Here is a 9,811-nt window from a genome sequence, read left to right as displayed (position 1 = left end):
GGCGGCGACCACCGCGACGTACACGGCCGCCAGCAGCCCGCTGAGCAGCGCCAGCAGCAGCGCGCGGTTCACGAGGGGCGCGAGGTCCCACAGGCGGTGACGCGTCACCGCCACCGCGACGCTCGTCGGCAACGCGAGGGCGCTCAGGGCGAACAGGGCCTTGCCGAGGTCGACCAGACCCGGCGCGATCAGTTCGGGCAGCACCGCGAACAGCAACGCGCCCGCCACCAGCACACCGAAGCCGAACAGCACCCAGCGGGACTGCTGCCGTTCCCGCGGTCCGGAAGCGCGGCGGTATCGGTACGCCTGAGCGCCGAACCCCACGATGAAGGTGCTGAGCCACACCACGTTCCCGGTCGCGCCGGGCCACGTGTGCGACGAGAGCGGCGAGTGCGGCGCGAAGTTGTGCAGCAGCTCCTGCAGCACGTAGAACGCCATGAGTGGCCAGCTTCCGCGTGGTTCGAGCCTGCCGGTCGGGAACAGGAAGAACGACACGATCAGCAGCGCGTACCCGGCGAAGGTCAGGAGGTCCGTCGCGACGCCCGCCGGGGGTGGCACGAAGGTCGTGGCGCCCACCGCGACCAGCATCCCGGAGAACACCAGCGCCATCAGCTCGCGTGGCGCGCGCCACGCGACCAGCACCCCGATGAGGAGGTACGCCGCCGCCGTCACGGCGCCGCTCAGCAGCGGGAACAGCCCGAGCGTCCCGCGGACGTGCGCGCCGAACGCCTCGGGGAGCGCCACGACCAGCAGCGTGAGCGCCGTCCCGGCCAGCGCGGCCCAGGTGAGACGCGCGAGCAGCAGGGGCGTGCCCGTCAACCGCAGGACACGCGGACCCGGCGCCGGGGTGACGGCGAGGGCGACGAGCGGATCGTTGGGCGTGGCGGGCTGCATCGGAACTCCTTCCACTATGACGGCTGGGGCGCCCGGCCGTGAGGGCGCCCCGACGGGACCGGTCAGCGCGCGACGACGCGGTCGGCCTTGAGGGTCTCGCCCTCCCAGCTGAACAGCGTCTTCCCGGTCGGCGTGACGCCCTGCCCGCCGAGCGTGCCGACGAGCCGCCCGTCGTTGAGGCGGACGACGCCGTGCATGCGGATCTGGCCGACGTAACGGCCCTTCTCGGCGCCGAGCACCCGGGCCTCGAAGGTCACGTCCCCGTTCTGCGCGGCGCGCCACGCGCCGAGGGTGAGCGAGGCGCCGTCCGCGTCGGTGCCGCTCATCATCAGGGTGCCGTCGTCATGGAACACCACCAGCACCGGGTTGAGCTGCCCGTCGTGATTGAAGGTCGCGTTCCAGGTGCCGATCACGGCGGGCCGCACGGCCGGGGCGTCCTGCGCGGAGGCCTGGTAGAAGGCCGTGGCGGTCGCGGCGACGGCGGCGGTGGCGAGGACGAGGAGGGTGGTGCGGACGGGATGGGTTCTGTTCATGGGGTTACCTCCGGGTGCGGCGGACGGGTGGTCGCCCGTCATGTCCTCACCGTAGGCTCCGTGAATTCCCGGGCGACAGAGGCGGCATTCCCGGACCGTCCGGGAATCGTCCCGGGACTCCGGAGAGGTCGGAGGGGCTTCCCGGTGAGGGACGGTCGAGTGGGTGACGCGCAGGCCGCACCTCTCCCGGCTCGTCCGGGCCTGCCGCGCGAGCACGTTCGTGACGCACGGCGGCATGAACAGCGTCCACGAGGCGCTCGCGTCGGGCGTGGTGCCGGAGGCGGCGGGTGAGGCGCCGCCCAGACGCGCCTCAAGGTCCCCCCAACCCCACGCCAACCCACCTTGACCCGCGTGCCAGAAAGCTCAGGGGCGCAGCGGTCAAGATGTTGGCAGAAGACAACGACATGTGATGAGGAGGGCCACGGCCCCATGTCCGCGTCTGCGCCTCCCGACCCGTGTGCTGGTCGGGAGGCGTGTTCATGGGTGCCCGGCAATGTTCACTGGGCGACGATGTGTCGCCGCGCGCCGGGTACCGTGACCGCATGAACGAGACGCTCGACCTGCTGCGCCGCTACTACGACGCCTTCAACGCCCACGACCGAGGCGCGATGCTGGCCCTGCTCACCGACGACGTCGTGCACGACCTCAACCAGGGCGAGCGGCAGACCGGACGGGACGCCTTCCGCGCCTTCATGGAGCGGATGGACGCCAGCTACCGCGAGCGGCTCACGGACGTGGTGGTGCTCGCCTCGCCCGACGGGACGCGCGGCGCGGCCGAGTACGTCGTGCACGGCGAGTACCTCGCCACCGACGAGGGCCTCCCGGAGGCGGCGGGTCAGACGTACACCCTGCCGGGCGGCGCGTTCTTCGAGGTGCGTGAGGGCCGCATCGCGCGCGTCACGAACTACTACAACCTCCAGGACTGGGTCCGGCAGGTGGGCGGCTGAGCGTGCGGGTCGAGACGTACGTGGGCGAGGGCCTGCGTGACGTGCTCGCCGACCTCGCGCGGTTGCGCGTCACCGTCTTCCGGGAGTTCCCGTACCTGTACGACGGCAGCGCGGAGTACGAGGCGCGCTACCTGGAGACGTACCTGCGCACGCCCGAGAGCCTCGCGGTGATCGTCCGGGACGGCGAGCGGGTGGTGGGCGCGTCCACCGCGCTGCCGCTGGAGGCCGAGACGCCCGAATTGCGCGCCCCCTTCGAGGCGCGCGGGATGGACGTGGGGAGCGTGTTCTACCTCGCGGAGTCCGTGCTGCTGCCCGCCTGGCGTGGCCGGGGCCTCGGCGTGCGCTTCTTCGAGGAGCGCGAGGCGCACGCGCGCCGCCTCGGGCGGTTCGACACGGCCGCCTTCTGCGCCGTGGAGCGCCCCGCGAACCACCCTCGCCGCCCGGCGGGGTACGAGCCGCTCGACGCGTTCTGGCGCAGGCGCGGCTACGAGAAGCGCCCCGAGCTCGCCACGGCCCTGTCGTGGCGGGACCTCGACGAGGACGCCGAGCGTCCCAAGCCCATGACGTTCTGGCTCCGCGCGCTCACCTGAGCCGCCATCCGCGCGCCACGCCCTCCCGCGTACCCTGACGCTACGGTCCCCAGGGTACCGGGAAAGGCGGGCGATGATGGAGCAGGAGGCGTCCCGGGAACACGCGGTGACGGTCGGCAGTCGGGTGTACGTGCTGAGGGTCTGGTACGAGGGCGGCGAGGGGGGTGGCGGGGGCGCCTGGCGGGCGTCCGTGCGGGAGGGACCCAACGGGGAACGTCGGGCCTTCGCCAGCGTGGACGAGTGCGTGGAGCACCTCTACGGGGAGCTGCTGCGGCGCTAGGTCCGCCGTTGCCAATCGTGGCCCTGCGCGGGTTGTGCGTGAGCTTCGCGTGGGGAGGACGCCGTGAGGTGCGCGCGCGCGCTTGGGTTCCCCTTCACGCGCGTCCGACCGTCGGACTTGCTTCAGACTCGGCGGCGCGATCCCCGCACAGTGGGATCGCGCCGCCTTCACGGAGCGCGAGGAGGGAAGACGTGTCCGACAACCGTGGTCTGGCCGACGTCCTCACCTACGCCGGGTACGCGTCCGTCGCGGCGTCCGTCGCGATCTGGCTCGTGCGGGGAGGGCAGAGCACCTCCCCGGAGGAACGCGCGCACGCGGAACGCTTCGGCATCTTCGTGGGCCTGTGGGCGCCGACGTTCTTCGCGCTCGCCGCGCAGACCCGCGCGAACCGCGAGGCCTGAACCGCCGACGCCGCCCTCGTCAGTCCGCCGCCGCGTCCCCCCGCCGGAAGAACGGCCCGATCACCTGCTCGCCGAAGCGGCGCATCTCCTCCAGTTGCGGCGAGAACTGCAGCAGCAGCAGGTCGAGGCCCGCCGCCTCGTACTCGCGCACCCGCGCCGCGATTCCCTCGGGCGTCCCCACGAGGCCCGCGCGCAGGCCGCGGTTGGAGACGCTGTACTCCTCCAGGCTGACGTGGCTCTCGAGCTGGCTGCCCCGCACGAAGTCCTGGTAGGACGCGTACGCCTCCGGGCTCTGCGTGACGTCCGTGATGCGGGCACGCTCCGCCTCGGCCTCCCCGGCGGTGTCCCGGCAGATGACGTAGCCCGCCATTCCGAAGGTCAGGGGCGGCTTCCCCGCCGCCTCGCGCCGGGCGCGCATGTCCGCGATCTTCGCGGCGATGACGTGCGGCTCGTCGCCGTGCATCACGTACGCGTCCGCCACCCCGGAGATGAGGTCCTTCGCGCGCGGCGACTCACCGCCCATGTACACCGGCACCCGCGCGGCGGGCTTCGGGTGGAGGCGCGTGCCCTCCAGGCGGTAGTGCTCGCCCGCGTGATCCACGACGTCCTCGGTGAGGAGGCGGCCCAGCACGCTCAGCCACTCCTCGCTGCGGGCGTAGCGCGCGTCGTGCTGGTCGAAGGGCATGCCGTACTGCCGCGCCTCCTCCGCCCACCAGCTCGACACGACGTTGAGGCTCACGCGGCCCGGCGCGATCGTCTCCAGCGTGGAGATCGCCTTCGCGGTCAGGGCGGGCGCGTGGTAGTTCGGGCGGACCGCCAGCATCAGTTCCAGCCGTTCGGTCACGGCGGCCAGGGCGGGCGCGAGCGTCCACGCGTCGAGGCTCGGCGCCCCGGGGCCCTTGATGTCGTTGAGGTTGAGTTCCGCGACGAGGCTCAGGTCGAAGCCCACGCGCTCCGACTGCTGCGCCACGGCCTTCACGTAGGACCAGTCCACGCTCATGCCCTCGTCGTGGACGTTTCTCAGCCAGCCGCCGAAGATCGGCATCCAGTATCCGAATCTCATAAGTTGGTTCCTTTCGGGAGCTCTCGGTCGTCAGCTCTCAGCTTTCAGTCGTCGGGGATCGGTGTTCGTCCCTCGAGAGCGGGAGGCACCGACGGCTGACCGCTGAACGCTGCTCAGCACGCGCAGGTGTATCGGAAGCCGAACAGCTCTCCCCTCAGCACCTCGTAGAAGGGCTCGGGATCGTCCGGGTCGAGAATGCCGTCCACGAGCGTCCCGTTCGCCGGGCGGACGCCGCGGATCAGGTCGAGCCACTCGTCCTTCGTGACGTGCTCCTCGGGGATGACGCCGCCGCGCTCCCGCACGAGCTTCACGTAGTCGCGCAGGAACGTCCAGCGGACGCCGTCGCGCTGCGACGGAGCGTCGAAGGCCTCGCCGATCGCGTCCCTGTACGCGAGGAGCGGCAGGTCCACGCCGCTCGCGATGGGCAGACCGATCCACTTCCAGCTGCGGGTGTTCACGTCCAGCAGCAGCTGCTCGCCCGTCTCCGGGTCGAGGACGAACTCGATCTCGCTGATGCCGTGGAAGCCGAGGCCCTTGAGGACGCGCACGCCGCGCTCCGCGATCTCGGGCACCCAGCGGGCGTCCGCGAGGCAGGACGTGCCGAAGTCGGGCGGGTACTGCTCCAGCTTGCGGCCCACGAACACGCCGCGCGGGCGGCTGTCCGCGTCGAGGTAGCTGCACACGCTGTAGAACCCGCCGGGCGGCGTCGTGACGATCCGCTGCGCGACGAGCCGCAGGCCGTGCCCGGCGGCCTCGCGGACGCGGGCGCGGAACTCGTCGGGGGTGTTCACCACGAAGACCTTCGCCCGGAACACCTCGTAGAAGGCGCGCGACTCGTCGGGCTTGAGGATGACGGGGAAGGGAACGCGCGCGAGGACGTCCTCCACGACGGCCGCCGTGCCCGCCGCGAGGTCCTCCAGGGAGGCGGGGTCGAGGTACCAGCTCTGGGGGATGGGCACGCCGAGCCGCTCGGCCTCGCGGTAGAGCGCGGTCTTGCCGAGGGCCGTGTCGATGACGTCCTGCCCGCTGAAGGGCACCCGGTAGAACTCCGAGAGGCGCTCCCTGTGCCGGGCGATGGCGAAGACCCAGTCGTCGTTGGTGGGGAAGAGGACCGGCCTGTGCGCGAAGTGCGGGCCGAGCTCCAGCAGGAAGTCCGCGAAGGCCGCGCCGCCGTCGTCCACGTCGGGGCACAGCGCGAGCGCCGAGAGGTAGCGGCTGCGCTGCCCCAGCCCGCCGCCCTCGCGGTCGAGGCCGAGGACGGGCACGCCCTGTCGGCCCAGGCTGCGGGCGATGGCGAGCGCGGTGATGTGCGTGTTGAAGGTGACGGCGACCGGGCGGTCCAGGGCGTTGAGTCGTTGGATGACGTCGAGGAGTTCCTGGCGTTCTGTGATCAAGGGCGCGCTCCTGTTCGGGATTCCCGTTTTTGCGCCATCGTCGGCGTGGAACGGGCCGGGGAAGCGGCGTGCCGTGATGGGGGCGCGTCGCCGCGCCGTCGCGGGGCCGGAAGCCCTCGGGCGCTCTCGGCCGAGTATACGTGACCGAATCGGTCAACTTGAGTCGCGGGGACCGAAGGCCTACCCTGTGGGCGGGAGGACCACATGACCGCGCCCCTCGAAGTTCCGGGCTTCCATCACCTCACCGCCGTCTCCGCGAGCATCCGCGAGAACCACCGCTTCTACACGGGTGTGCTCGGCATGCGCCTCGTGAAGCGCAGCGTGAACCAGGACGACGTCAGCGCCTACCACCTCTTCTACTCCGACGCGGTCGGCAGTCCCGGCAACGACCTCACCTTCTTCGACTGGAACGTCCCGCGCGAGGTGCGCGGCACGCACGCCGTCACCCGCACGGGACTGCGCGTCACGGGGGAGGCCGCGCTGCGCTTCTGGCAGGGGCGCCTCGGGGAGGCGGGCGTGCCCGCCCTCACGGACGTCCTGGAGCGGGACGGGCGGCTCGTCCTCGACTTCGAGGACCCCGAGGGGCAGCGCCTCAGCCTCGTCGACGACGGCGGCGCCGGGGACGAGAGCGTCCCGTGGGACCGCAGCGCGGTGCCCGCCGAGCACCAGATCCGCGGCCTGGGGCCCGTCACGATGAGCGTGCCCAACCTGCGGCCCACCGACCTCGTGCTCACGAAGGTGATGAACATGAACCACCTGCGCGAGTACACCCTGGACGGCGACGGCGCCCACACCGTGCACGTGTACGGCATGGGCGGCCAGGGCCCGCACGCCGAGCTGCACGTGGCCGTCCAGCCGGACCTGCCCGTCACCCGGCCCGGCGCGGGCGGCGTGCATCACGTCGCGTTCCGCACGCCCGACGAGGCGCAGTACCACGCGTGGACCGAGCGCCTCTCCGGCTTCGGCCTGCGTCACAGCGGCGAGGTGGACCGCCACTACTTCCGCAGCCTGTACTTCCGCGAGCCGAACGGCGTCCTGTTCGAGATCGCCACGGACGGCCCCGGCTTCGCCGTCGACGAGGACCCCGCGACGCTGGGGGAGAAGGTGGTGCTGCCGCCCTTCCTGGAGCCGCGGCGCGAGCAGATCCTCGCGGGCCTCAAGCCCATCGACTGAGCGCGAAGGAAGGAGGGCGGCCCCGGCAATCGGGGCCGCCCTCCTCTCCGCGCTCAGCGGACGAACAGGTCGAGCAGGCGGAACCACAGCCACCCGAACACGACGCAGGTCGGGATCGTCACGACCCACGCCGTCACGATGCGGCCCGCCACCTGCCACTTCACGTTCCGGAAGCCCTTCGTGGTGCCGACGCCCATGATGCTGGTGCTGATCACGTGCGTGGTGCTCACGGGAATGCCGAAGTGCGTGGCCGTCTCGATGATCGTCGCGGCGGCCGTCTCCGCGACGAAGCCGTCGATGGGCCGCAGCTGAACGAGGTTGTGGCCCATCGTGCGGATGATGCGCCAGCCGCCCACGGCGGTGCCGAGACCCATCGCGGTCGCGGCGGACAGGACCACCCACAGCGGCACGCCCCACTCGTCGCCGCTCCAGCCGAGGTACGCGGCGAGGGCCATCGTGATGACGCCCATCGTCTTCTGCGCGTCGTTGCCGCCGTGACTGAAGGCCATGAACGCCGCCGAGAGGATCTGCAGCCGTCCGAACACCCGCGTGACGGTGCGGGGCTTCCAGCGCGCCACGAGCCACAGCAGCAGGAACATCAGCACGATCGGCACGAGGAAGCCCAGCGCGGGCGACGCGAGCAGACCCGTGAAGGTCTTCTGGAGCCCGCCGAACTTGATGATGCGCCAGCCGCCCTCCGCGACGCCCGCCCCGACGATGCTGAACACCAGCGCGTGACTGCTGCTCGACGGGATGCCGCGCCACCACGTGATGAGGTTCCACGTGATCGCCGCGAGCAGCGCCGCCGCGACGAGCTCCAGCGTGGCGTACTGGGGCGGCACGATGTCCCGGCCCACCGTCTTCGCGACGGCGGTGCCGGTGAGGGCCCCGACGACGTTGAGGCTGCCCGCCATCAGCACGGCCTGCGCGGGGCTCAGGACGCGCGTCGCGACGCTCGTGGCGATGGCGTTGGCGGTGTCGTGGAAGCCGTTGATGAAGTCGAACGCGAGCGCCAGCACGATGATGGCGATCAGCGCGACGAGCGCGGTCTCAGGCATGCTTGAGCAGGATTCCTTCGATGGTGTTCGCGACGCGCTGCGCCTGGTCGGTCGCGTCCTCCAGCAGGGTGTAGAGCTCGTTCCAGCGCATCGCGGCGACGAGGTCGGGGATGGCGGTCACGCCGTCGTAGATCGCGACCTGCACCTCGTCGAGCAGGCGGTCGCCCTCGTCCTCCAGCTCCTTGACCTGCCGGGTGAACTCCATCAGGTCCGAGGTGCGCTTCTTGTCCTCCAGCAGGGGCAGGGCGCGCGCGAGCAGTTCGGCCTGCCGCGCGACGACCGCGCCGAGCGCCACGGCCTGCGCGGTGGGCCGCGCGATGCGGTAGAGCCACATGCGGCGCGCGACGTCCTCCATGAAGTCCACGAAGTCGTCGAGGTGGTTGTTGAGCTCGATGATGTCCTCGCGGTCGAAGGGCGTGATGAAGGTGGTGGTGAGCGCGCCCGCGATGTCGCGCGAGAGGCGGTCGCCCTCGTGCTCCAGGTCGCGGATGCGGCGCACCTTGGCCTCCACGTCGGTGTAGTTCGCGAGGAGGTCCACGAGCGCCTCGCTCGTGCGGGCGGCGTTGGTCCCGGCCTGCGAGAACAGGTCGGTGAAGTTGACGGTCTTGGGCAGGAAGCTGAAGAGCGGCATCCTGACGACCCTAGGGTGCACTTGTCAGCCGATTGTCATGGACGTGTCAGGTGATCGGGCCTGAAGGTTCTCTTTCGGCTCCGAACGTCATTGGAGTGTCAGATGAGGCCGCGCGGATCGGTATGATGGGCCGGGCAGTGGGACGCTGCCCCCGAGAACGCCCATGACCCCACCCGTCGTCGTCGTCGTCGAGGACGAGCCCGCCGTGCGCGAGGCCGTCGCCTTCCACCTCGCCGGGGCGGGCCTGCGCGTCCGCGCCGCGCCCGACGCCCGCGCGGGCTGGGACGCCCTGCCCGGCGCGGACGCCGTCGTCCTCGACTGGACCCTCCCGGACCTGCCCGGCGTGGACTGGCTGCGCCGCCTGCGCGAGGACGAGCGCTACGCCCACCTGCCCGTCCTGATGCTCACCGCCCGCGCGAGCGAGGTGGACCGCGTGGAGGGCCTCAACAGCGGCAGCGACGACTACCTCACCAAGCCCTTCAGCGCCGCCGAGCTCGTCGCGCGCGTCCACGCCCTGCTGCGCCGCGCCGCCCGCCGCCCGCGCGCCCTGCGGGTGGGCCGACTGCGCGTGGACGTGGACGCCGGAGGCGCCGAGGTCGAGGGACGCCCTCTCGACCTCACCCGGCGCGAGTTCGAGCTCCTCGCCTTCCTCGCGGGCAACGCGGGCCGCGTCTACTCCCGACGGGAACTGCTCGACCGTGTCTGGGGCGAGGACTTCACGGGCGGCGAGCGCACCGTCGACCAGCACGTCGCCCAGCTTCGCGCGCACCTCGCGCTGGGCGCGGGCGAGCCGGGCGAGGTCGAGACCGTCTACGGACGCGGCTACCGCATGCGTCCCGCCCCGGAG

12 protein-coding genes are annotated in these 9,811 nt (G+C 71.8%); 6 read left to right on the top strand and 6 right to left on the bottom strand.

Going from position 1 to position 9,811, the window contains the following annotated elements; translation table 11 throughout:
* Both DEIPI_RS0104875 and DEIPI_RS0104870 read right to left on the bottom strand, forming a co-directional pair.
* A partial coding sequence (locus tag DEIPI_RS0104875; protein WP_027481033.1) for a hypothetical protein occupies nt 1-894 on the bottom strand: 894 nt, incomplete at its 3' end.
* A 62-nt stretch (nt 895-956) separates the two neighbouring features.
* Complete coding sequence (locus DEIPI_RS0104870; protein ID WP_027481032.1) at nt 957-1,427, bottom strand: hypothetical protein; 471 nt, start codon at nt 1,425-1,427, stop codon at nt 957-959.
* A 542-nt stretch (nt 1,428-1,969) separates the two neighbouring features.
* Between DEIPI_RS0104870 and DEIPI_RS0104865 the strand changes: the two genes are divergently transcribed.
* The 4 genes from DEIPI_RS0104865 (at nt 1,970) to DEIPI_RS0104850 (ending at nt 3,645) form a co-directional block, all read left to right on the top strand.
* Complete coding sequence (locus tag DEIPI_RS0104865; RefSeq protein WP_027481031.1) at nt 1,970-2,374, top strand: ketosteroid isomerase-related protein; 405 nt, start codon at nt 1,970-1,972, stop codon at nt 2,372-2,374.
* Nucleotides 2,375-2,376: 2 nt separating this feature from the next.
* The gene (locus DEIPI_RS0104860; RefSeq protein WP_045233668.1) at nt 2,377-2,964 is read left to right on the top strand and encodes a GNAT family N-acetyltransferase; all 588 of its coding nucleotides are present in this window, start codon (nt 2,377-2,379) and stop codon (nt 2,962-2,964) included.
* A gap of 73 nt (nt 2,965-3,037) precedes the next feature.
* The gene (locus tag DEIPI_RS0104855; RefSeq protein WP_027481029.1) at nt 3,038-3,244 is read left to right on the top strand and encodes a hypothetical protein; all 207 of its coding nucleotides are present in this window, start codon (nt 3,038-3,040) and stop codon (nt 3,242-3,244) included.
* A gap of 191 nt (nt 3,245-3,435) precedes the next feature.
* A complete protein-coding gene (locus DEIPI_RS0104850) occupies nt 3,436-3,645 on the top strand; it encodes a hypothetical protein (protein WP_027481028.1) in 210 nt (69 codons plus the stop codon).
* A 19-nt stretch (nt 3,646-3,664) separates the two neighbouring features.
* Here the strand turns inward: DEIPI_RS0104850 and DEIPI_RS0104845 are convergent, their stop codons facing one another.
* Together DEIPI_RS0104845 and DEIPI_RS0104840 are read right to left on the bottom strand one after the other, a co-directional pair.
* Nucleotides 3,665-4,708, bottom strand: a complete 1,044-nt coding sequence (locus DEIPI_RS0104845) for an LLM class flavin-dependent oxidoreductase (RefSeq protein ID WP_027481027.1) — start codon at nt 4,706-4,708, stop codon at nt 3,665-3,667.
* 113 nt (nt 4,709-4,821) lie between these two features.
* Entirely contained in the window at nt 4,822-6,102 is a 1,281-nt protein-coding gene (locus DEIPI_RS0104840; protein WP_027481026.1) for a carboxylate--amine ligase, read from the bottom strand.
* A gap of 204 nt (nt 6,103-6,306) precedes the next feature.
* On the opposite strand from DEIPI_RS0104840, the gene DEIPI_RS0104835 reads away from it, so the two are divergent.
* Nucleotides 6,307-7,275 carry a ring-cleaving dioxygenase gene (locus DEIPI_RS0104835; protein ID WP_027481025.1) on the top strand — a complete coding sequence of 323 codons (969 nt, stop codon included), beginning with the start codon at nt 6,307-6,309 and terminating at the stop codon, nt 7,273-7,275.
* 53 nt (nt 7,276-7,328) lie between these two features.
* Here DEIPI_RS0104835 and DEIPI_RS0104830 read toward each other — a convergent pair whose 3' ends face one another.
* A complete protein-coding gene (locus tag DEIPI_RS0104830; protein ID WP_027481024.1) occupies nt 7,329-8,333 on the bottom strand; it encodes an inorganic phosphate transporter in 1,005 nt (334 codons plus the stop codon).
* Nucleotides 8,326-8,964: a DUF47 domain-containing protein gene (locus tag DEIPI_RS0104825; protein ID WP_027481023.1), complete on the bottom strand. Its 639-nt coding sequence runs from the start codon at nt 8,962-8,964 to the stop codon at nt 8,326-8,328. The genes DEIPI_RS0104830 and DEIPI_RS0104825 overlap by 8 nt, the downstream gene beginning before the upstream one ends.
* Before the next feature lie 163 nt (nt 8,965-9,127).
* Between DEIPI_RS0104825 and DEIPI_RS28620 the strand changes: the two genes are divergently transcribed.
* Nucleotides 9,128-9,811: response regulator transcription factor (locus DEIPI_RS28620; RefSeq protein WP_084473970.1), on the top strand; the 684-nt coding region annotated here is incomplete at its 3' end.

The sequence above is a fragment of the Deinococcus pimensis DSM 21231 genome (genome assembly GCF_000519345.1).
In the GTDB taxonomy this organism is placed as follows: Bacteria; Deinococcota; Deinococci; order Deinococcales; family Deinococcaceae; genus Deinococcus_A; species Deinococcus_A pimensis.
This window is presented reverse-complemented; position numbering and strand designations above follow the sequence as displayed.